23 protein-coding genes are annotated in these 22265 nt (G+C 65.4%); 2 read left to right on the top strand and 21 right to left on the bottom strand.

All coding sequences use genetic code 11. The features are described 5' to 3' along the window. Positions 1–68: 68 nt before the first annotated feature. The 7 genes from ABZY11_RS05060 to ABZY11_RS05090 all read right to left on the bottom strand — a co-directional run bounded on the left by ABZY11_RS05060 (position 69) and on the right by ABZY11_RS05090 (position 2341). Positions 69–251, bottom strand: a complete 183-nt coding sequence (locus ABZY11_RS05060; protein ID WP_326742885.1) for a hypothetical protein — start codon at positions 249–251, stop codon at positions 69–71. Further along, positions 248–844 (bottom strand): hypothetical protein, encoded by a 597-nt coding sequence (locus tag ABZY11_RS05065; protein ID WP_326742884.1) that lies wholly within the window; start codon positions 842–844, stop codon positions 248–250. The genes ABZY11_RS05060 and ABZY11_RS05065 overlap by 4 nt, the downstream gene beginning before the upstream one ends. Next, complete coding sequence (locus ABZY11_RS05070) at positions 841–1440, bottom strand: hypothetical protein (protein ID WP_356477788.1); 600 nt, start codon at positions 1438–1440, stop codon at positions 841–843. Before ABZY11_RS05070 ends, ABZY11_RS05065 begins: the two co-directional genes overlap by 4 nt. Before the next feature lie 96 nt (positions 1441–1536). Further along, complete coding sequence (locus tag ABZY11_RS05075) at positions 1537–1755, bottom strand: hypothetical protein (protein ID WP_326742882.1); 219 nt, start codon at positions 1753–1755, stop codon at positions 1537–1539. Between the two features lie 9 nt (positions 1756–1764). After that, a complete protein-coding gene (locus tag ABZY11_RS05080; protein ID WP_326742881.1) occupies positions 1765–1989 on the bottom strand; it encodes a hypothetical protein in 225 nt (74 codons plus the stop codon). Next, entirely contained in the window at positions 1986–2222 is a 237-nt protein-coding gene (locus tag ABZY11_RS05085) for a hypothetical protein (protein ID WP_326742880.1), read from the bottom strand. The genes ABZY11_RS05080 and ABZY11_RS05085 overlap by 4 nt, the downstream gene beginning before the upstream one ends. After that, on the bottom strand, positions 2219–2341 hold the full coding sequence (locus tag ABZY11_RS05090; RefSeq protein ID WP_326742879.1) for a hypothetical protein: 123 nt from the start codon (positions 2339–2341) through the stop codon (positions 2219–2221). Before ABZY11_RS05090 ends, ABZY11_RS05085 begins: the two co-directional genes overlap by 4 nt. Before the next feature lie 390 nt (positions 2342–2731). On the opposite strand from ABZY11_RS05090, the gene ABZY11_RS05095 reads away from it, so the two are divergent. Next, positions 2732–2926 (top strand): type II toxin-antitoxin system prevent-host-death family antitoxin, encoded by a 195-nt coding sequence (locus ABZY11_RS05095; protein WP_326742878.1) that lies wholly within the window; start codon positions 2732–2734, stop codon positions 2924–2926. Between the two features lie 411 nt (positions 2927–3337). On the opposite strand, the gene ABZY11_RS05100 is transcribed toward ABZY11_RS05095, so the two are convergent. The 12 genes from ABZY11_RS05100 to ABZY11_RS05155 form a co-directional block, all read right to left on the bottom strand. Further along, positions 3338–3649: a hypothetical protein gene (locus ABZY11_RS05100; RefSeq protein WP_356477789.1), complete on the bottom strand. Its 312-nt coding sequence runs from the start codon at positions 3647–3649 to the stop codon at positions 3338–3340. A 256-nt stretch (positions 3650–3905) separates the two neighbouring features. Beyond that, the gene (locus tag ABZY11_RS05105) at positions 3906–4268 is read right to left on the bottom strand and encodes an HNH endonuclease signature motif containing protein (RefSeq protein ID WP_326742876.1); all 363 of its coding nucleotides are present in this window, start codon (positions 4266–4268) and stop codon (positions 3906–3908) included. 5 nt (positions 4269–4273) lie between these two features. Next, entirely contained in the window at positions 4274–4444 is a 171-nt protein-coding gene (locus tag ABZY11_RS05110) for a hypothetical protein (RefSeq protein WP_326742875.1), read from the bottom strand. Positions 4445–4542: 98 nt separating this feature from the next. Continuing rightward, positions 4543–5625, bottom strand: a complete 1083-nt coding sequence (locus tag ABZY11_RS05115) for an AAA family ATPase (protein ID WP_356477790.1) — start codon at positions 5623–5625, stop codon at positions 4543–4545. A gap of 52 nt (positions 5626–5677) precedes the next feature. Continuing rightward, a complete protein-coding gene (locus tag ABZY11_RS05120) occupies positions 5678–6319 on the bottom strand; it encodes a hypothetical protein (protein ID WP_356477791.1) in 642 nt (213 codons plus the stop codon). Positions 6320–6436: 117 nt separating this feature from the next. Continuing rightward, positions 6437–9208 (bottom strand): ATP-dependent helicase, encoded by a 2772-nt coding sequence (locus ABZY11_RS05125; RefSeq protein WP_356477792.1) that lies wholly within the window; start codon positions 9206–9208, stop codon positions 6437–6439. A gap of 313 nt (positions 9209–9521) precedes the next feature. Beyond that, positions 9522–9770 carry a hypothetical protein gene (locus ABZY11_RS05130; protein WP_356477793.1) on the bottom strand — a complete coding sequence of 83 codons (249 nt, stop codon included), beginning with the start codon at positions 9768–9770 and terminating at the stop codon, positions 9522–9524. Between the two features lie 108 nt (positions 9771–9878). Further along, positions 9879–11777 (bottom strand): AAA family ATPase, encoded by a 1899-nt coding sequence (locus tag ABZY11_RS05135; RefSeq protein WP_356477794.1) that lies wholly within the window; start codon positions 11775–11777, stop codon positions 9879–9881. A gap of 172 nt (positions 11778–11949) precedes the next feature. Next, positions 11950–13632, bottom strand: a complete 1683-nt coding sequence (locus ABZY11_RS05140; RefSeq protein ID WP_356477795.1) for a hypothetical protein — start codon at positions 13630–13632, stop codon at positions 11950–11952. A 100-nt stretch (positions 13633–13732) separates the two neighbouring features. Next, positions 13733–14974, bottom strand: a complete 1242-nt coding sequence (locus ABZY11_RS05145) for a MoxR family ATPase (protein ID WP_326742868.1) — start codon at positions 14972–14974, stop codon at positions 13733–13735. A 303-nt stretch (positions 14975–15277) separates the two neighbouring features. Then, entirely contained in the window at positions 15278–16141 is an 864-nt protein-coding gene (locus ABZY11_RS05150; protein WP_356477796.1) for a hypothetical protein, read from the bottom strand. Positions 16142–16405: 264 nt separating this feature from the next. Next, positions 16406–17317, bottom strand: coding sequence for a hypothetical protein (locus ABZY11_RS05155; protein ID WP_356477797.1), 912 nt, complete (start codon positions 17315–17317; stop codon positions 16406–16408). Between the two features lie 315 nt (positions 17318–17632). Between ABZY11_RS05155 and ABZY11_RS05160 the strand changes: the two genes are divergently transcribed. Further along, positions 17633–18037, top strand: coding sequence for a hypothetical protein (locus ABZY11_RS05160; RefSeq protein ID WP_356477798.1), 405 nt, complete (start codon positions 17633–17635; stop codon positions 18035–18037). 268 nt (positions 18038–18305) lie between these two features. Here the strand turns inward: ABZY11_RS05160 and ABZY11_RS05165 are convergent, their stop codons facing one another. After that, positions 18306–18824, bottom strand: coding sequence for a hypothetical protein (locus tag ABZY11_RS05165; RefSeq protein WP_356477799.1), 519 nt, complete (start codon positions 18822–18824; stop codon positions 18306–18308). Positions 18825–20129: 1305 nt separating this feature from the next. Continuing rightward, positions 20130–22046 carry a helix-turn-helix domain-containing protein gene (locus ABZY11_RS05170; RefSeq protein ID WP_326742863.1) on the bottom strand — a complete coding sequence of 639 codons (1917 nt, stop codon included), beginning with the start codon at positions 22044–22046 and terminating at the stop codon, positions 20130–20132. Positions 22047–22265 lie beyond the last annotated feature (219 nt).

Below are 22265 nucleotides of genomic sequence, written 5' to 3' on the forward strand. Positions count from 1 at the left end.
CGGTCTCCTCGGCTTCGGTCTGGGCGGCTTCGGCGATGACCTGCACCTGCGCGATCAGCTTGGGCAGGTCAGTCAGGCACTGCGGAGCCGTTGGGGTCGGTGCGGAAGTAGATGCCGGGGACGTTGCCAGGCATGCAGGCGGTGCTGATCAGGAGCCGGTCACCGTCGAGGTCGCTTTGCTTGTACGCGGACTCGTGTGGGATGGCCCCGGCGGGCTGGAGGACCATGCGGATCTCGGCGCGCTGGCTCATGCGGACGCCTCCCCGGCTTCGGTGGCCTCGGTCCAGCCGTCGTGGTCCCAGTTGTCCGGGCCGAGCCCGGTCACCGTGGCGTTGTCACCGGGCCGGTACAGGAAGCCGACCGCACGGGCCTCACCGTCGAAGGGGCTCGGCGCGACGGCGAGGCACTGAAACAGCCAGCGGCGCCGCTGGTACGTACGGCCCGGCTGGAAGAATTCCGGCGCCGGAACACATCGGGTGGCTTCGTCCTCCCAGATCTGGTGCGCGCCTATGACGCGTTTCACCTCGGCGAAGCTGTCCTTCCGGATCGCTGCCCGGGCGGCGAGGGCCAGCGCGCGGAGCTGTTGCAGTTCGCCGGGGTAGGCCTCGTCGTCGGGTTTCTGGTAGTCGGCGATCTCTTCCAGCTCGGTGATCGCCTCGTCCCAGCCGGTGCCGTACCAGACCGGGCCGGTGAGCGCGGTGCAGGTGACGGGGATGGCGCGGAGCCGGCCGATGGCCTTGGCCAGCACCTCGACGCGATAGGCGTCGAGCGCCTCGTCGAGCATGTTCTCCGGCAGCACGCACGGTGTCCCGGCGTAGGCGTGCAGCTTGTCGCGGGCGCTCATCGGGCAGCCTCCGTCCCGGTGATGTCGGTCCAGCACGCGGGCCACTCGTTCGCGGGTTCGATGTGCGGCGCCCACGTTTTGTGGCCCTCGCCACGGATCCAGCCGAACGCCGCCGGCTTCCCGGTATCCGGGTGCGTGGTCGTGGCCACGACGCGGAACACGGTGAGCAGCTCGGGCGCGGTGAAGCCGCTAGCGTCGTACGCGTATGTACGGCCGGGCTGGAAGAAGTCCGGGGCAACGGCGGCCTCGTCGGTCCCGCTGGCCATGAGGCCGATCTCCCACTCGACGGCCCGGGCGCCGCCCGCACGGTCCATCTGCTTCTGGGTGGTTCCGTCGACCCAGAGCTTGGCGACAATCTCGCGCGCCTTGCCTTCGGCCTCGCGCAGCACCTCGGCGCGGTGTTCATCGAGGAGCTGCTCGGTGCGGGCTTTGGCCTCTTCGTCGGTGCCGCTGGGGACGCTCCACCACAGCAGGTTGGCGATCCTCTCGCGAGCGGTCTTGCCGTCGGCAGTGGGGGCCCGAGGCGCAGTGACCTCGTCTTGGGTCTCCGGCGACCCACCAGGCGGTGTGTGGGGGTCGGTTGAGGGTCTGGGCACTTTGGGTGTCTGTTCGGCGCGATGAGGGGCGTGTGCGGCGTTTGCCATCGGGTTTTGTCCTTGAGGGTTCGGTCGCTGAGGTTTCTTACTCGGGAGTCAGGTCCGTGACGTCTCGGCCTCGGCGGCGTCGGCCTGTCGGTCGGTGCCGAAGGTGTCGTGGGACTCGCGGAGGATGTCGATGAACCGCTTCGTGGCGTCGAACGCATCGGGCGGGTAGGCGTCGATGTCGTCGAGGAGATCGGCGATCTCGTTCTCGTCAATCTCGATGTGGATGCGGCGTTCGCCGTGGCGGTGGTTGGTGTAGATCCGGTCCACGGTTGGCTCCTATGCCACATCGGTCTGGTCGGTGACGAGGCGGAGGCTGGGTGTCTCCTCGGGGTCAGGCTCTTTGAAGCGCCAGCCGCTGACGGCGGAGAGGAGGTCGGCAACGTGCTGGGCCTGCTCGTCGGGCGTCCACCAGCCAGGGAGGTCGGGCCGGTCGCGCTTCGGTGGAGGTGTTGGCCTGGTGGGGATTTGCTCGGCCGTGAGCCGCTCGTACGGGGTGGTCACGGCGCACCGTCCGGGTTGAGTGTGCCGCGGATGCAGCGGATGACGTCGAGCGCCTCGGTGGCGGTGACCGTGTCCTTGCTGCGGAGATGGTCCTCAATGCGGTCGCAGTACGCGAGAACGTAGGTGATGCGGGCCTGGGCGTACCGCTCGCCGGTGGTCGGGATGTCGTAGCCGGGGCCGCGGTGGGCGAGGGCTGCGAGGACCTGCCGCCAGAAGCTTGGCCTCGTGGTCATTCGGTGTCTCCGGTCAGCTGGGCGCGGGCGTCCAGGAGGTCGAGCAGGCTTTCCGTGTCGTAGTTAGCGATCGCCTGCCTGAGGCGCTCTGCGGCGGTCAGCTCGTCGGTGTGGCTCACTGCGGCTCTCCGATCTACTGGTCGCGGGTGGTCTGTGCGGTCCAGGCCTGGATGCGGGCTTTGTGTCTGAGGATGGGAATGCGTCGGCCGCGGGGGCTGGTGCTGACATCAGTGCAGCGTTAGCCGGGTGCGACGTGGCACCAGGGGCAGCGGATGGCGCGCTCAGGTGATCGGTCACGTTCCGGCCCCGCACGTACGGCAGGCAAAGCCAGCGGGCGGGTCGTTCCCCCACCGGAGGCAGAGGGCGGCTCGGCGGAGGATGGCGGCCGGGTCGACGCCGAGGACCTGAGCAGCGACGGCGAGGTAGCCGACGGAGACTTCCTCGCGGCGGCCGGTCTCCACGTTCGCGATGACAGCGCGTTTGACCGGGTATCCGGCGGCGCTTTGTGCATGCCAGAGAACACAAGCGAGGAGATCGGCATCCGCGACCTGCGCGCGAAGCTGGGCGACGTCGTGAACGACATCTCTGTCCGGGGCGGCGTCACATACATCACCAGCTACGGCTGGCGCGTGGCGGCGATCGTGCCCGTCACGGTCGCTGAGGCCCTTGAGGCCAAGCACCAAGCAGGGGCCACCGAGTCCTGACCCCGTCTCATCCTCTCGTCCTCCGAGCCCCGCCGTTGCGCGGGGTTTTGTGATGTTGTGGAACCGTTTCATCAAGATCACCCGGTTAGTTCCGGGCTCCGATGGGTGCGCCGCAGCCCTTGCACCAACCGGAGTTCGGCGGGACCCGGGCGGCGCAAGGCGGGCAGTTCATGGCGCCCCTCCGGCGGTGATGCCGCCGGTGATCAGTGCGGCGCCGAGACCGGCAGGAAGCGGTTCACTGCTTGCCTGCCGGGGCGTCGAGCTGCGTGATGAGGACGGTGCCGGCGCTGAGGCCGACGGCGGTGTCGCCGACGTCGCGGCGACTGATGCGGGTCATGTGCTGGACTTCTGAGGAGGGTTGTTGGTGGGTGCCCCGGCCGATTCGCGCGGCCGGGGCGCTTGGATGGGCGGCTACTTGGGTATGGGCACCGCGCTGTTCGGTGGGTGCACCAGCCGATCCAGCGAGCGGCCCTCATGCACGGTGTTCCACGTGCGCACCAGGTAGGCCATATGCCTGGATTCCGGCATGCGTACGCTGTCCAGCCTCTCCGACGTCACCCGAGCGCGAGGGGCCAGGACCGGGTGCCCGATGGGAAGTTCGGCGCCGTCGGCGATGCGCTGGAAGAACCAGATCGCCTCTTTGAGCGCCAGGTGGGAGAACAGGTGATGCGCGGTTCCGAGGACTGACTGCGGGATGTGCGGGAAGGCGTTCCTGGTCCGCATCGCGAATCGCCGTCGGCACGCTCGCGGTCGCTGCAGGCGTACAGACCGGTGGCGCTGACGCGGGCGACCATGTGGCCGGCGTTCGTCATCGACGCGCGGGTACCTGCCAGATATGGGCTCTTCGGCCTATCAGCGCTGGTCCTTCTCTCGGTTGGCCGGGGATGTGTAGCGGCCGGAGGCGTCGCGCTTCTCGCCGCAGTTTGGACAGGTGATCCAGCTGCGCATGGCCCCTTCCTCCTGATGCGTATCGGGTCGGTCAGTACTTCCTGCGGCGGCGCTGCAGCCGCCAGCGGTAGAAGGGGCTCGGCACGCTGTTGGACTTCCGCCGGTTGTGCCGGCGGCGGAGCAACTGGCCGTTCCACAGTTCAGTCGGCCCGCCACGGCTCCAGGGGTGTATGTGGTCCGCCTCGGTCCCGGGTGCCAGGCAGCGGAGCCAGAGGGGCGGCTTGTGCTCGCACCGGCCGTTGGCCTGGCGGATGAGCTGCTGCTTCTGAGGCCAGCTGAAGAGCCGGGCGGGGTCCCGCCAGCGCCGCTTACGGCCAACACCGATGGCGAGGCACAGGATGCCGAGCGCAGCGGCGGCCAGGCAGGCGAGCAGCACAGTCGCATCTGGCTGCATGGCGCTCAGTGCAGGTCGTTGCCGAAGGAGATCAGCTCGCGCCTGGTCGCCCAGAACAGGTCCTCGGAGTCGATGACTGTGAGGAGACGGGCCTTGCCGAGGCAAAGGTTGGCCCTTCGGGGCTCACGATGCTCTGCGCCGGGGTCGGGATCGGAGACGATGCGGTACTCGGGCAAGGTCGAAGGCTGCTTTCTGTGCAGGAATGCGTGAGCCGGACAGTGAACCGCCGAAGAGACCGGAGTGGCTCCTCGGCGGTTCGAAACGGCGGAACGTCTCAGAAGTCGATGGAGTACTTCGGCGGACGGCGCAGGGTCACCGAGACGGCGCGCCGGGTCGGCTCGTCGTCGGGCGATTTGTCCTCCCCGTCGCGGATGTCGATGAACGTGAAGGCTCCCGGCGGGAGCCGGTAGCCGTCCTCGGACGTGACGGCGTCGCGCATGCGGAACCGCATCCCGGTCCCGGATTCCCAGTCGCTGATGGTCTGCAGGCTCTCGTTGTCGAACAGATCGACACGACCGACGAGGACGTCGGTGCCGCCGTCCTCCCAGGTGATGTGGGCCCGGACCTGCGAGCCGGTGTCCGTGGTGCGCTTGATGTTCAGATCCCCGATCACCTCGGCGAACGACTCGCCCAGGCGCAGCTCGAAGGCGATCGCGCGCAGGTGGTCGAAGTTGATGTCGTACTTCCGGGAGAAGTTGACGATCTCGTTCACCTGCTTCTCGGCCACTCCGGGCACCTGGTCGCGCAGATAGGCGGCGACCGTCTCGGGTCCGGGGTAGGCGAACCGCATGTGGTAATGGAAGCGTCCGGGACGGTTGAGCATGTAGTCGTTGACGCGCTCCAGCTCGTTGACCGACAGGACGTAGAGGCGCTTCGTCGTGCTCAGACCGTCGAACAGGCTCAGGAACTGGTTCTGCGACTCGCCCTCGTCGTCGGAAAAGACCTTCTCGAATTCGTCGAAGACGACAACGACCTCGCCCAGCTCGTCGAGGAATGCGGCGAGCCCCGGCGTGTCGTGCTGCACGAGCAGAGTGGGCAGGTTGTACTCCACGCGCATTCGCTCGGCGATCAGGCGGATCATGAGGCTCTTGCCCATGCCCTTGTCGCCGGACAGGATGACGCCGAGCGAGCGGTCCATGGCTGAGTAGCCGTTGATGATCCGCTGCACACGGGAACTGTGGTTGCCGTAGACGGTTTCCTTGCCGGGTGCGAGCGGCTCGGTCTGGCGCAGGCTGTAGCCGGTCGTCTGGGAAAAGGCGATGGTGTAGGTGGCCACGGGCAGGCTGGCGAAGGTCTGCACGGAGTCCCCGTAGAGGCGGAACTCCCCGCTGGAGGCAACGATCGTGGATGCGGGCATGGAGGATTCTCGCCTTCGCAGGGGTAGGTGGGTGATGGTGGCGCAGAGGTACTCAACGGACCTGAGGCACGCTGTTGTCCGGTCGGTAGACGCCTTCGGTCTCGTCGAGCACGGACTCAGTGAGGGTGACGGTGGCCGGCATCAGGAGCGTCGCGACCAACGCGGCCAGGCGCTGTTCGTCGGAGAGCACAACTGCGGGGATATTGCCGGGTGAGGCGAAGAAGTGCTCGGCGCGCTCGATCAGGCTGGCGGTGCGGGATTCCCGGTCGGTGAAATGCTCGGCGACCGTCTGGCCGGGGCCGTATTCTGTGATGACCGAGTAGAGCGTTCGGGGAGCCCCGCCCTTCTTCGCGGTGGTGCTCATGTAGAGCTGGACATCCCATTCACGGCAGGCTTCGGCAAGGGCGTCGACGATCTCGTCCGGGGTGGCACGGTCTCCGGGGGGCCTGGTCTGTTGCTGCTCGATGAGCGAGCTGTGGAGTTCCATGATCCAGACGGACCTGTCGCTGGTGACAATGCCGGCCAGGACACCAGATTCCATGAGGACCCAGACGCAGGCACGTTGTCGCTGCTCAGGCGACTCGTAGTGTTCGTGGAAGACGATCCGGTTCTCGTGGCAGATGATGAGGTCGTAGGTGGTCAGAAGGCTCGGGGTGAGCTCATCGGAGTTGCCCTGTGGGCTGGATTCGGTCATGACGTGCTCCTTCGGGCTGCGTCATGGAGGGGTATGAAGGATGGGAGACCGCAGGGGCGGGTGTCCTCGATGAGTGAGGCACCCGCCCCTGCGGACGGGGTGGTGAGCGGCCGGTGGTCAGATGGCCTCGACGACCGCTCTGTGGTTGTCGACGGTGCCGGCTCCGGCACCGTCGTCGTCCAGGAGGTCCGGATCGACGCCCAGAGCGCGCTGGGCGTTCTTCTCGTCGCGCTCGGTCAGAGCTGTCACGATCTGCTCGTAGCTGCTCTGGATCGGCGGGTTCCTCACGGTGCCGAAAGCGAGCACGTACTGGCTCTTCATGGCACGGGTGAAGGCGACGTAGAACATCCGCTTGGCGTCCTGGGTCATCTTCGTGTCTTCCTTGTAGAGGACGACAACGTTGTCGAACTCGAGACCCTTGGCACCGTGAATCGTGGAAACGACGAGGTCGGCCTTGGACTCGAGGTTCTTCCGCTTGCGCTCCTGGTTCCTCTGCTTGTTGATGTTCAGCTTCTGCTGGTTCCGCTGGATCTCGAAGGAGAGGAGGTTGTCGCGCAGCCGGTCGAAGAACACCTTGTGGGAGAGAGCGCCCTGCTGACAGAGCACGATCCACCCGTTGATGGTCGTGCTGTTCTCGATCCACCACTCGGAGAGCGTGCGCAGGATGGCCTTCTCGACGTTGGCGTTGCCGGCGTTCTTTGTCAGCTTGTCCATGTTGTCCTTGATCCCCTGGGAGACCACGAACGGGGCGTTGTTCGGCGGCGCCTGCAGGACGTCGTTCCAGAAGAACTTGATGTACTTCGAGAAGATGTCCGTGGCGTAGACCCGATCGCTGACCAGCGAGGCGACGTCACGGTCCGGGTAGTGCTTCTGAAGCGCTTCCTGCATCAGGGCCACCTCGCGGCGCGAGTAGGCCAGGAAGGCGACCTGCTCGCCCCTCGCCAGGCACTTGTCCACGTACTCGGGGATGACCGTGTTGCGTACGATCGGCTGCAGGTCCTGGGTGACGAATCCTGCGAGTCTCGCCACCTCGCGGTACGCCAGGGTGACCTTCTTCTGGAACGAGTCCGCCGTGGGGGTCACGAGCGAGTTCGCCTGCAGCTGGATGTTCGCGAACTGGTTGGTCTCCAGCCCACCGAGCACGACATTCGCGAAGTCCAGGATTTCCTGGTTGCTCCGGTAGTTCGTCGTGAGCCTAAAGGTCGCGAAGACCCCCGAGCCCTCCAGTGTGTTGAGCGCGCGCGGGTTCGCCGAGCGGAACTCGTACAGCGTCTGCGAGGCGTCGCCGACGATGAACAGGGACTGAGCGTGCTTGGTGATGTACTTCAGCACGTAGATGAACTCGAAGACCGAGTTGTCCTGAACCTCGTCGATGATGAGGTACCTCGACTGCACGTGCGCCGGCTCGGTCATGTCGTCGATCTTCTGGTAGCAGATGATGATCTGCAGCTCCAGCGAGGTCTGCTGGATATGGTCGAGCAAGGCGATGACTTCGTCGAAGTGGTTCTCGACGAAGGTGTTCAGCGCGGTGAACGCACCAGTCTTGTTCTGGTCGACCTCCAGCAGGCGCGAGCGGAAGTGTGCGGCAAATGTGTTGCTCGGGTAGAAGATGTCGATCGAGTTGATGATGGTGTCGATCGCCGAGACCTTGTGGGTCGGGTGGTTCATCGAGTAGATGTCGATGATCATCTTGGCGATCGTCATCGAGCCGACGCTGGGGTTCTTCTCCGTGATGTTGTCGGCCGCGGCGTTGGTGAACGACAGCACCGTGATGTCCGAGGCGGGGACGCCGCAGGCTTCGAGGTACTTGATGCGTTCGAGGATCACGGTTGACTTGCCGGTGCCGGCTCCCGCCTGAGTCATCACCAGTGGCTCATGCGTGGTGAGCGCGTCGAGCTGCTGCTTGGACAGATGGGCCGGCAGCGCCGGAGGGGTGGCCGGCTGCGCGGGCACGACCAGCTGAGCCTTCATCTGCTCGAGGTGGTCGAGCGTGTGGTTCATCAACAGGCTGAGGTTCTGCTTCGACAGCTTCGTGGCGATCCGGTCGGAGAAGGTCGCATCGAGTTGCTTGTGGATCTCGCGGTAGGCCTCCAGCGGGACGTTGTAGTTCTCCAGGTAGCGCAGCTGGATGGCGAGCGCGTTCAGCTGCTCCTCCGTCGGGCCCGCAGGCATGTCCCGGATGTAGCGGCAGACCTCGTCCGCGATCGCCTCGGAGTCCCAGACCTGGGCCAGGCGCGTGATGCGCTCGTAGATCGGGTACTCGCGCAGCCACTCGTCGAGGTCGTCGAGGTTGGTGGCGGTCAAGCGCGCAGCATCGAGCTCGTCCTCGATGAAGCCGCGGGCGTTCTCCAGCGGGCTGGTGTCCCACTGCAGGTAGATGGTGGCGTTCTGCCAGAAGGCGGACACGTACTCCGGCTCGGGGAGCCCCTTCTCGAAGAAGTACAGCTCCATCCGGTACTGGATGACGAGGTCGCGCGTGGCCCTGCCCCCGGACTTGTCCTCGTATAACACGAGCGCCTGCGGGGTCATGTCGAAGACGACATTCCAGTCGTTGCCCACGCTGGAAACAGTGTTGACGGTGAAGCGGTCGTCGACGTGCGGAGTCGGCAGGGTATAGGACCCGTTGGCGTTCAGGGCGCGGCACGTGATTGGCGCGAGCGGGATCGACGTTGTCGTGATGTCATGCTGCGTCAAGCTCTGTTTGACCTCGATGTCGGTGGCCGTGGCGTAGGCGGTATTGGTGGCGGTATTGACCGGCAGCAGACTCTCGTTGAGCAGGCCGATCTTCTTCCCGTTGCCGGTGAGCTTCGAGGAGAAGAACTTCGGGTCGACGACCTTCTGGGCCAAGGCCCTTTCCGAGAGGTCGATGTCATCGAGCAGGATAGGCATGGCGCCGTCTTTCGTCAGATGGGTCGAGAGGTGGATCGAGAGAACGTGATTCAAGCCCCACGGCCATTCCGGCAAGAGGCAAACAGCAGGTCGAATGCCCGGAAGCGAGCAGGAAGCGCGGCGACAGGGCTGGGCCACGGGCGCAGGTGCGAACACGGGCAGGGCTCTCGTCGGCCGACGAGCCCCGCCCATGTTCCTCTCAACCCACCCGTCAGGGGGCGTCAGGCCCCTGAATCCGGGGCCTGCGGCGAAGCCACACCCCGGACACCGCCCGCCACCCAGGCGCGCGGTCGTTCAACTGCGGCGGCTGGCGTCACCTCAGGGACGGGTTCGAGCACCGGTCGGGACCATCGGCGACAGCAGCATCGTCGAGTTCCCAGGGGTAGGCCGTGACGAGGGATCCAGTGGGACCGACCTCGATCAGGCCGAGCATGAGGCCCAGTTCACGGAGTTCATCGGTACTCCGGGCATGAGCGGTGAGATTCGCCCTGGCTGTGTCGGCGAGCTCCACGACTCGTTTCTGCTGTTCCTTGAGCTCGCGCTGGGGGACCCTGGTGGACATAGCTGTCCTTCTTTCTGCCCGATGAGGACGCGGCGGTGGGGCACGCCGGGCACCCCCTGTTCCGGACGTACTGGAACAGGGGGTGCTCGATGCGATGCGGATGTCTGGTCAGTCGTCCGACGAGGACGCCGAGGCTGCGCCACCGGTCCGGGCGGCGAGCAGGTGGTCCTCGATCCAGGAGCGAACGGCCTTGCGGGCCGGCCGTGCACCCTGGGAGTCCGCGTAAGTAGTCTCAGCGATGGCGTGCAGCTCGTCATCGGGCATCTTTGCGGGCAGCGCCTGGGCCAGCCGCGGCTTGGCCTCGACGATCCGCTCGCGCTGCCGGTCGTAGTCAGCTGCCATGATCTGCCGGTAGGTCGGCTCGTCGATGGGGTTGAACCCCACGACCAGTGAGAACCGGCCCAGCAGTTCGGCGTCGAAGAAGTTCGCCAGGGCCTTGGTGAGGCTCTGGTGCGAGATGGTCTTCGGACCGGATCCGAATCCGATGGAGCTGCCGCTGAGTGCCTCCCGCGCGGCGTTGGTCGTGCAGATGACCAGCGCCTTGGAGAAGTCCAGCATCTTGCCGTGGGCGTTGCGGATGTAGCCCTCGTCGAACGCCGAGAGGAACAGGCGCTGTACGGCCTTGTCGGCCTTCTCGAACTCGTCGAGCAGGATCAGCCGGTGGGGGTTGGACTCCAGCGTGTCGAACGGAAGTTCCTGGTTGGAGTCCGATCCGATGGTGCCGGGGGGCGAGCCGATGATCTTCGACGTCGACCACTCGGTGTGGTATTCGGTCATGTTGAGGATGATCGGCTCGGTGCCGGTCATATGCTCGGAGATGATCTTGGCCGTTTCGGTCTTGCCTACGCCCGAGGCCCCGGCGAACAACCACGTCTTGGGCGTCTTCGTCGGGAACAGATCGAGTTCTTCGCGGGCCAGCCGGTCGGTGAGTTTCTCGAGTACGTCGTCCTGCCCCTGCAGCCGGCTGGCGAGCGTGGCGCGCAGCGCGGCGACGTCGAGGTCCTTGCGCTGGGCATTTCCGGTCATCAGGCGCTTGGCCACATCGAGCACGCGCGTGTTGGTCAGCGGTACTTGCGGAATGGACCGCAGGGTCTGCGCGAGCGCCGTGTCGCCGGCGTTCTCGGCCTGGGCGATGAGCTTCTTCTGCTCCAGGACCCGATCGGCCATCGCCCGGTCGAGCAGAGTGATGGCGTTGTCGGGACGGTGCTGGCCGGCCCGGGAGTTCTCCTCGGCGATCTTGACCGTTTCGGCCAGGACGTCGTCGCAGACGCCGATCTGGTGGCGGTAGTGTGCCATGAGGCCGGGACGGACCGTGGTCATCACGTCCAGTGTCTGCTCCATGCTCAGTTCGTCGACGATGAGCCGGGTGAAGCGGCGGGCGAAGGCCGGGTCCTCGTCGAAGGCCCGCGACTCGGTGCTGGTGGTAGCGCCGATGACGGACATGCGGCCGCGTGCCAGGGCCGGCTTGAGGATCTGCGAGATCTTGCGGCCGGTGGAGTCGCCGTGGCTGCTGGATCCGCCGGTGATCTGGTGGATCTCGTCGATGAACAGGATGGCCTTGTTCTTGGGGTCCGAGGCGAACTCGACGATCGCTTTGACCCGTTCCTCGAGCGAGCCGACGATGCCGGCACCGGCGATGATGTTGGTGATGGGCAGCTCGTAGATCGTGTGGCCTTTGAGCTGGTCGGGGATGAGGGTGTCGCCGAGCGCGATGCGCCGTGCGATGTCCTCGACGATCTTGGTTTTGCCGACGCCGGCGGATCCCACCAGCAGGGCGTTGGGCTTGGTCCTGCTGATGACGACCGAGAGAACTTGCTCGATGAGTGTGTCGCGGAACATCGTCGGGTCGGCGTTCTTGAACTTCTCGTTGTAGTCGACGAGGAGCTCCTTGACGTCGTCGGCGCTGCCGCTGGACGGTGGCCCCATGGGCGGGAACCCCGGAGGGAGACTGCCGCCGTTGTTCTTGTCGTCGTCGGAGCCGCCGGGCGTGAAGTTGCTGAGACCCATGGGGGTCCTCCTTCTGTGCGGGTCGCTCGGCGTGATGGCGCGCTGGGCGAATGGGCCACGGGGCTCCGAGCAGGGATCTGGATGGACGGGTGAGAATCAGTGATCCTCAGGAGCGGCGCCGATGGAGTGAGTTGGAGGCGCCGCCCCTGACGGTCTCCGAGGAGCGGCGAGGTCAGACGACCAGGCCGAGAAGCTTCTGCCGGATGCCCGGGTCGATGTGTTGCATCGAGTCGGCGTAGCGCTCGGCCAGCCTGACCATGACTGACCAGTCCATGGCGGAGCACGGGGCGTAGTACAGGTTCTTCGGGTGGTCCTGCCGCGTGGACGGTGGTGCCCACTCGAAGTCGGTGACCACGAGCGAGAGCCTGCGCTGGCGCACGCGGCTGGCGTTGATGTACCGCCAGATCTGCGTGAACTCGGTCCCGCCCGACACCTTCGGAATCCTGCGGAACTCCTTCCAGATCCGATCCGTCGACTTGTTCTCCGTGCGCAGCATCACTTCCTGGGACAGGAAGTGGCTGAACGAGTTGAAGTACAGGTTGATGTTGAGCTTCTTGGCGATCCGGATGAGCATCATGACCGCCTCCTGGTAGTTCTTCTCACTGATCGAGCCGGAGGTATCGATGTAGATGTGCAGGTCGGGCATGTACTGCACCAAGGTGGTCCGGCCGGGTTTGTTGAAATCGTCCGGGCTCCGGCGGCTGGCCTTGAGGAAGGTCGATTTCGTCGTGCGGAACACGTTCTGCGACTTGTTGACCTTGCCCATCCGGCGCAGCACACGGCTGATGTCCTTGAACAGGTCGCGCTTGCTCGGCGGCTGCTTGCGGAATGCCACCTGGGCGCTGCGGCTGCCGGGCTGTCCCGGCTGCTGCTTGGCCCCCATGACGGCGGCCCGGGCGGCTGCCCTCGGCAACGAGGTCAGCTTGGACAGCGACGCGTTCGAGACGACCTTCACCGGCGAGGCCAGCGACTGGTTGATGAGGTTCCACTCCCCCGTCACCTTCGCCGCGGTAGCCCGGGCATGGGCCTCGACGTTGACGAGAACGAGTGAGCACGGGCAGAACAGCTCCCCGGCCGTGAACGGCAGGATGCCGGTGTCCAGGGCCGCGCCCAGCTGTCCTGCCTGAGTCCGCTGCTGCTCGACGTAGCGCATCAGCAAGTGCACGAGTACGCGGGCGAAGGAGTGCTCATCGTTGGCGTCGGAGTCGTCCTTGCGCACCAGCAGCGACTCGGTGAGCCCTTTGAGGGACAGAGCCGTGAAGTCGTTGAGCAGCCGGGTGGTGGCCGGCGGCAGCGCACTGGCCATCGCCTGGGTCTGCTGGGACAGCCAGACCTTGAAATCGTCGAAGGCAGTGGAGGACTGGAACCAGAACCCGAGGGTGTCGGGGTGGAAGGTGTAGGCGATCGAGGCGAAGAACTGGCTTCCGTCGCCTCCCGCCAACAGGGCCTTCGCAGCCGGGATGACATCGGCCTGCGCCGTGTAGAGCACCCGCGGTGAGGGCGCGGGCAACTTGTTCTGCTGCCCGGCCTGGACGGCGAAGAGCTCAGCGACCGGCAGCGGCGTGCCCTGGTCGAAGCTGATCAGGGTCTGCCCGAACAACTCCTTGACGGTCTGTTCGCTGCCCATGTTCAGTGTGTCGCCGAAGCAGCTCGTGATCAGGTCCAGGATGTCCCCGGTCAGATCCGCGCCCTGGGCGTCGGTGATGCTTGCCGGGGCGTTCGGATTCAACGGCTGCAGGAGCGGGTCGACGAGGGTCTGCTGGATCGCAGGCATGGGGTCGTAGTCGCCGGTGCACGAGATCGTGTGCAGTGCGTCGAGCACGGCCGGCTTCTGATTCGTGACGTTCATCGTCATGGGTCGTGGTCTCCTTCTGATGGCGAGGCAGCGGCAGAACGCCGCCGGTGGCGGGAAGTTGCAGCGAGGACCGCAGTCCCCACCACCGGTGACCGATCGATCAGAGGAAGGCCGACAGGACCGGCTTGGCCTGGTTGACGATCGGCGCGTCGACCTGGAGGAAGGACTCCAGGTTCTGACGGTCGATCTGCTTGCTGGTCACCATCTCGATGAGCGTGCGGGTGTGCTCCGACTCGAACTTCGTGGTGGCCTGGGCCAGCAGCTCGATGAGTCGTGCGTTGTCCTCGCTCTCCTTCAGCGCGTACAGCAATGACCCGGACTTCTCGTTGTCGGTCAGATCCGAGATCTTCTCCTCCAGGACCTTTGCGGTCGCTGCGGCCTTCAGACTCCGGTAGCAGTTCGGCTTCGGGACGTTCACCCGGCTCTGCTGCGCGCCGCCCGAGTTGTTCGCCAGGTCCTGGGCGATGGTCGCCACGAGCTGCGTGGTGAACATGGTGTCCCCAACGTAGGCCTCGATGGCCTCGTTCAGCAGCGAGACCTCGCGGTCGCCGATCTGGACCGGGGTGGCCAGGTACTGTGCCAGCTGCTGCGGGTCGGCCTTGTTGAGCCAGTTCGAGAGGTTGTGGATGGTGCGCGGCGTGGTGAGCTGGTTCATCTCCTCACCGCCGTCGTACAGATCGGCCATCGTGACGTTGCCGTTGTCGTCGTCGTCCTGGCCGTCGGCGACGATGGCCAAGGGCGTCGACTTCTGGAAGATCAACGCGGGGAACTGCGTGAGCACCGCCTTCACCCAGGGGTTCACGTTGTCGCCGAGGACGGACATGAGGGTGGCTGCGTCGGGTTCGACGCGGAAGATCGCGAAGCGGGACAGGCTCGCCTCGTCGAGCGAGGTGACGTTGCCCTTGTCGTTGCCGGCCACGATGATGCGGACGTTCTTGGGCAGCTCGACGTGGCCCATGCGTCGCAGGGTCACAAGGGTCAGTGCTCCGGAGGTGACGTCGGAGGTGGTGCGGTTGATCTCGTCGAGGAAGAGGATCGGCCACTCGCGCTGGTGTCCCTCGGCGTAGTCGATGCACTCCTGGATCACCTGGTGGGGGTAAAAGACCGTCTTGTAGCTCTGTGTGCCGTCGTCCTTGCTGTACGGCACGAGGCGCGCGCCGGTGAGGTCCGCCTTGTCGGCGAGCTGATTGCACGGCAGCACGAACGCCTTCGTGCCCATGGAGTAGGCCAGCGCCTCGACGAAGCTGGACTTGCCGATTCCGGGCTCGCCCATGAGAGCAGGTGTCGCGCCGACCTCGAGGGACTGCTTGATGAGGTCGGTGAGGATGCCGTTGAACTTCATGTCGATGTCCTTTTATGCGTGGGCGAGAGAGAAAGAGAAGATGTGCCGGAGGAAGGTGCTCGGTATCACCGGGGCCAAATGGGCTGTGAACGGTTTCGTGGCGCAGGCTGTATCGGCCATGGCGTCAAAGACGGGCGGCGGTCTGCACGTCCGGACTGGTGGCGCTGGAGCCCCGCTGCACACCGCCGCCCGATCGCGCTCCGCGCGATTCAGCCCTGTTCCCTCCTGTGCACGGCCCCGCCGCAGGACCCGTCACCCGCATCCCCCGCCGCCGAAGTCAGCGGATGAACCAGGTGCGGGGCCTCAGTCGGCCGACGAGGAGCTGGCCTCGCGGTCGGCCACGAGCGCGGCCGCCCGGTCGAGGAGGAAGGGCCGGCCGTTGCGCCGTTGGTTGTGTTTGGGGCGCGGTGGGATGACGTCGAGCGCCGCCATGTAGAGCAGCCAGGCAGTGTCACCTGCCGAGTACTCGACCCCGAGGGCGCTGTAGGCGAGCAACTGCGTCCGCATCCAGCCGTAGAGCGAAGCGAAGACGGAGAACTCCCAGCGGGACATGTCGTGGTTGAAGTCGCCGGGATCCCGGAGCTGGTGGCGTGCGCTGGTCAAGGTCTGTTCGATGATGGCCTGTGAGTACGGAATGTCGGGCATGTTCTCGGCGGTGTCGACGGCTGTCGCTGAAGCGCCGGAGCTCTCGCGGGCCATCGCGGCCAGCTGGGTGTAGAGGTCCTCGATGGAGGTGAAGGCGGGCGCAGCAGTCGCGGCGCCGATGCGGGCAACGATGTGATCGGGCAAGGGCCGGCGGGTGAAGGTCGCCCAGTGGTCCAGGAGCAGTTCGTACCAGCCGTGCTCCTCGCGCAGGACGCGCTTGCCGGCGGCCGCAGGGAAGTCGTGGAAGTTCTCCGGCAGCGGCATGACGAGATGGAAGCCGCGGCCGGACATCGACAGCTCCGAGTAGAGAATGTCCGGCAGCCGCAGCAGGTCCGTGGCGATCCGCGTCGGACAGTCGGGCTCGATATCGAGGACGATCAGCCCGTCGGTCTGGGCCTGGAGGTAGAAGGCAGCGTTCCCGGCATTGGGAATGGCGCTGGTGAGCTCGTCGAGAGTGACCAGACAGGACTGGTCAGTGGCCCAGGCACCGCGGAGCAGGCCGACGTCGATCAGATGCCGCACGTCGATCGGCGCCTTGCGCGTCGGCGGTTTGTCAGGATCATCGGGGTCCTCTTCTCCGATCTGTCCGGAGATGGTCCACCGACAGGCACTCGCAAGAGTGCGGATCGCGGGGTTGCCATAGAACTGAGGAAACCAGGCATGGGGGTCGGCTGGAATCATCGTGGGCCGCACGCTTTCGATCGGAAAGGGCAGGAAGGAAGGACAAAGACAGGACCCCCGTACTGCCTGGATGCCAGTACGGGGGTCCTGTCTATGGTCAGCGGATCAGCCCTGGTAGGTGATCCCCGCCTGCGGGGCGGGGCCGCCGTTCCGCGAGCTGGTGGCCACGGGCGCGCCCACGGGCGAAACGGAGTCCTTGAGGGAGGCGTTCTCGGCTTCGAGGCGCGCGAGCTTCGCCTCCATGGTCTCCTCCTGAGCAGAAGCCGGAACCGCGGCAGCAGCGGGAACGGCTACGGCGACGGGCGCGGCCGTGGCGGTCGGCTGGGCGACAGTAGTCTGAGCCGGATCCTGCACAGTCGCGTTCGTCGGCTGTGGGGCCGGGAAGGACAGGCCGGCCTCGACTTTGGTTCCGGCAGGAGCCTCAGCTGCATTTCCGACGGGGGTGGCCCGGATGGGGCGCGGCGCACCGTTGAGCACGATGCCGCGCGCGGCAAGCTCGGCCTGGTTGATGACGCCGGCGTTGTAGTAGCGGGGCTCCTCGTGGACGATGACCTGGTCGAGGGCCAGGCCGCGGTTGTTGTAGCTCTTCGGCTTGTAGACGCGCAGTACGAGCGTGACGTCGAGGCCCTGCGCGAGTTCCCGGCCGGACTCGTCCTGGTCGTAGGTGCCGTCGCCGGTCGCGGACGGGATTGCGATGATCGGCAGGTTCGAAGTCCTGGAGTCGATCGAATAGTTGGGGCCACTGTCGGGGTTCTTCAGCGAGGAGTAGCGGCGCTCGGAGACGAACAGCTCCTCAAGGGTGGGGTTGTTCGGGTCGGCGAACTGGACTTCGGCGTTGACGATCGTCGCGGTGACGTGCGGCTTGCCGATGGGGTTCATGCCGTTCATTTCCTTGCGCTGGTCGCTGGCGGCGAGCTCCGCGCCCTGGATGAGGCGGGCGAGTACGGCGAAGGCGAGCTTCCCGCGGATGTGGACGCTGTTGCCTTCGGTGAGCTTGCTTGCGGAGATGTTGGCCATGGTGGTGCGGTTCCTTCGCTCGGTCTGACGGTTGGTCTTGCGATTGGTGTTTCAGTGGTCTATCGATGGTCTATCAGACAGGATTCAGGCCGCCTTTGATTCCTGCATTCTATCAAGTTAAGTTCGGTTATGAGTAGAATGCGAATGCCCACCAAGAGACACCTGCCCCGCTATTCCCAGAGGGGAGCCGACAGGTGTGAGGACGCGATCCATAGGCCAGTGAAGACGGAGTCGACGCCGCCGGCGCAAACGAGAGCACCCGCAGAGTCGCGCGGGCCCGAGGGACTTCGGCAACGGACCCGTCATCGCTGCGTCATGGTGGGCAAAGCGACGCTCTTCGCAGGGTGGGCAGTGACACTGCTCGCGACGACCGTCGGCGGCTTCGGCCGGGCGCCGCAGGACAAGCACACAACGATCCAGGCACCGGCGGATCCGGGCAACAAGAACGCCGGCGGCGGGAGCATTCAGGAGCCGGGCGGGAACAAGAAGGACGAGAGCCGGGTGAGTCCGGATCCGACGCAGGGTTGCGGCGACGAGGACAAGCCCAGCGGATCGGGACCGCGGGCCGAGGTGGAGCCCGAGCCAAAGGCGAAGCCGTACACCATTCGCCCCGGCGACATGCTCACCGAGATCTCGGAAGTGCCGGGGTGCGCCGGGGGTACCGGTCGGCATCCTCGTAGAGGTGAGCACAATCCAGTGAAGTCCTTCATGCCGAGCTGACGGCTCATGGTTTTTGCTCCTGGAAGCCGGAAGCTCCGAAGACGAACCGTTCAGCCCCGTCGGGCTCATCACGAGACGTCACCCGGGACCGGCGTGAGCCGGTCCACAGCATGCCTCTCCGCAGAGCACTCAGGCCGGGCTCGACATCCGGATCAGCCGTGCTGATCCCCGCCACCCGCTGGCAAGCACAGCGCTGGACCAGCGCCAGGTACCAGAAGACCCCGCCGGGCGTGCGGCGGGGTCTTCTGACGTCCAAGTTCGCGGACTCTCACGCTGCTTCAGTGCCGTCGGACTCACCCCGGCCGAAGAGGAATCCGCGGACATCACCGGACTTCATCATGTCCTGCAGATGCGCGAGGAACACTGCCCGCTGCGTAGCCCGGCGATCGGCCACGAGGTCATAGTCGCGCAATGCCGTCAGGTTGACGACCCAGCCGTTCTCGCAGGTGATGGCTTGCTCGAGCTGGGATTCGGGCACGACGACCATATCGGTGAAGTCGTGGTCGAACTCGGGTGCAATGTCGAGGTGTTGGCCTGGCTCGTCGTTTAAGAGCGTGTCGGCGCCAACCTTCTGGCCGGCCATGTCGAACGCCGTGAGTAAGACGCGGTCGGCCCTCACGGTGTTATTGATGTGCACTGCTGCGACGTCGGTGTCGACAATGAAGGTCGTCAGCTCCAACCGCTCGTACACGCGGGCGCGGGCTTCGTGGCCCCACATGATGCGCCGGGCTTCGTCGAAGCCCTTGAACTCGTCAGAGTTGGGCGCTTCGGGGTGGGGGTGGATCATCTGTGCACTCCTTCATATGCAAGATCAGGGAGGTTCGCGATGCCGGGGGCGTATCGGCTACGACACACATCTCAAGGCAGCAAGCCTCGGCCGTTCTCTACTGCCTTCCGACAGGAGCAGTTGCTGGGAGTCCGCCCCGCTCCCGCTGTGCATTGCTCGCTGCGGAAGGCAATCCCCTCCCCCGACTGACGCCCCCTCACAGGTCCGGTAGTTCGCGACCAACTCGGCTGCCGACGAGCGCCAGGGGATGCCAGCAGCCGGTCCTGTCTGCATCGGGGTTCTAGATCCGGATCGCCCCTGTCCGGAATCCGCTGCCGCCCGCTGACACGGCGCTACGCCCTTACGAGGGCTCTCCAAGTGCCTCACGTACATGTGGTCCGCCCCGCTGTCTCGGGGGGCCTGACGTCAGGACGATCCTGTACCGCGCTGTTGTGGCGTGGATCGCTGATCTATCCTGACCTCCGGCGACGTGCTCCAACACGCCGCCGGAAGACCCCAGTGGTTTCTCATGCCTGCTGGTGGTGACTCCGTCAAGAGTCGTCTCGCACAGGCCCTTCCGGGCCTGCTTTTGCACTGTCGAGAGCGGGTGCCAGGTGGTGGCTCCAACCACCTCCGGCACTCGCCTCTCGGTGTGCCCGGCGGGTTCGCCGTTGCTCACCCAGCCCACTCACCGCGGGCCTGATCTCCCAGACTGGTGGCGAGTTCGGTCCACCTCACTCGCCCCGCAACCGGGGATCAACTTGCACCAGCAACGCTATGCATATGCGACAGGTGACGCCACTACACCTCTGCACAAACCGACCGGTTGGACGTTTCGACTCTGCACCTGGCAATCACCACACAGTCACCCGACAGCGCAGGTGTGCACCTCCGGCAAGATGTTCACGCTGAGGGTGCACACCTCTGCCACGAATAACCTCACCGGGAGCCGGACCGGCCACCCGCCCATTCACCAAATCCTGTGCAAGATAATCGAGTTGACCGGCTATTGAGACCTCGACCTCAAGCCTATGTGCCACGGCCAGACCACGACCAAGGCAACTCGGCACCCCCCACTCCCGGGCGCGACCTACTGCCGGATCAACACCCCGAGCACTGACCGTCCCAACAAGAAGGCCACCCAGGTCTGTCAGTTCGAACTCATCAGGCATACAGGGCGATTAGGGGCATTAACATTGATACCGCTTGGTCGGTTTTTGGCAGAGGGTTACACCCGCCCTGGATGCCCGCAGCCCCTCACGCTGTTCATGATTCCCGTTAGCAAATGCAAGAGTGCGGCATGCTGTTCTGAATGCATGGCCTGGCTCAGGCCACGACTCGCAGACCGTCATCGGGGTGATCCGTGAGAAGACCAGGGTTGCCAGTAGCGACGTACAGAGAGACGTGGAGGTCGCGTACACCGGAAAGGGTGGTCAGATCGCGCTGCATGTGGTTCTCAAGAGCGCGCAGATGGGAGCGGACCGTCACCTCGGAGAGCCCGAGCGCACGGGACGCAGGCTCGACATGCGTGTCAAAGGCGAGCCAGGCACGTGCCGTCGCGAGAAGGTCGCGCCGATCTGCCTGGACTGGCCGGACCAGGGCCTGCGCCCATGCCTGTACCTGAGGGGCGGCCAGGAGGCCTGTCAGGGAGCGGGGCTCCGAGCCGTCCGCCGCGGACGGAACGGCTATTTCCCTCTGCGTGACCATCTCCAGAGCCAGAGCGACCGTGACGCGGTCGCCCACACGTCCGAAGTTCATGTGGAGGAGTTCAGCCGCTCGTGCGGCACGGCGCATGACAGTGTTGCGGTGCAAGTGGAGCCGGCGAGCAGCCACCGTGTACGGATAGGCGAGGGCGACCGGGAGAGTCTCACGCATCGATTCCCACTGCGCCTGGTCCTGCATCAGTGGACTCAGCAGATGACGAGCCCAGTGTTGTGCTTCCACCTGAGGAAGAAGGTTGACGAGGTCGGATCCATGTACCGAAAGGGCTACGGAGTCCGGCTGCAGTGCGGCAAAGCACTGCGCGGTGATCGCCTCGTGAAGGGCATCGGCGAGTAGCGTCATGGAGTAGACGCCGCTGCCGCCCAGCGACGAATGGGCTCCGAATGTGCCGACCAGGTGGGTGAGCTCGGTAGAAACGGCAGCCCCGTTGTCCTCCCCGGAAGGGATCGGATGCACGATGATGATCCGTCGTGCTCCCCTTGAGTCAGGCACGACGAGGGCTTGATAGCCGATGGCGGCACTGCAGCGACGCACAGCGGCATCCCGATGCGCCTGCTCGGTTTCTACGACAAAGACACGAGCAGTGTCCGGCTCCAGCAACCCGGGCACCATGCTGGTCATGACACGACGGGCCTTTGCTACCTCACCATCCAAAAGCAGCTCAAAAGCTGCGCTGCGTGCCGCCTTGGAGGCATCGGAGGCCGCCCGGTACTCGCGGTGCGCCTGGTACACAAGGCCCAACAACTTCGCCGCGTGACGCAGCAGCAGCAGGTCCGCCTCATTGAACGGAATTCGGCGTGCCACAGCAAGTACGGTATCCACCGCAGAGGTCGGAGCCAGCGGAATGAGCTGGGTATGCGGCCTGGAAGGAGCATCGGGCGGACCAGCGTCGACGGACTGCTGGATGATGGCCTGTGCGAGCTGTTCGGCCGCGGTGGCCGGCGAAGCGGCAAGGACCCTCTCCGGCTCACTGACCAGGACCTGAACATCCAGGACACGTGCCAGCCAGTCCGCAATGCGCTGCATGGCCCGGGAGTCGGCCAGCTGAGCGGGCAATTCCTGGACGAGTGAGCTGAGATGGAAAGCTCGGCGCTCGGCAAGCCTGAGCCGGAACTGCTGGATCTCTTCGTGCACGCCTTCCCACTTCTCGGCAGGCGCGGTCGTGGTCAGAAGCGCGACGTCCAGGCGCTTGGCCTGATCCACGACGGACTGGGGAAACGGCTGACGAGCGTCGGAAACAGCGCTGACGATTAGCCCCGGGCTCCCCTTCCGTCTCATGTGTAGGAGCAACGTTTCCAGCACCGTCGTGATACGACCGCGGAGCCGAAAAGGCACCGCACCGGTGATCAGGACGAGGGAGCCATCGGGCAGATTCCCGGGAACACCGTCTTCCAGCAACTGCTCTGGAGCCATGGTGACCACACCGGTAATCTCCGTGGCCCGGGCGCGCTTTGGGTTGCCCCATACGAATGTCAGTCTGAGTTCAGGCTTGTCGGCGGGCAGCGAGCCCAGTGTCGGCATCGAGCGCTCCTCGGGCTATCCGGACAAAGTCGCGAACACGCCATTGACGTTTGGGCTGCCATGGCACACGGGCAGTCACGACTTCATGAGAGCACTCCACTTGCGCCCGCACGACGAGGGCCGCTCCGCGCAACTTGTACAGGTACGTGAGGCGGAAGAACTCGCACGAAATTCTGCACCGAAGAACACCAGGCGAACGCGCGGCTCGTTTGGTTCATC

Origin of the sequence: Streptomyces sp. NPDC006510, assembly GCF_040611955.1 — a bacterium.
GTDB lineage: Bacteria > Actinomycetota > Actinomycetes > Streptomycetales > Streptomycetaceae > Streptomyces.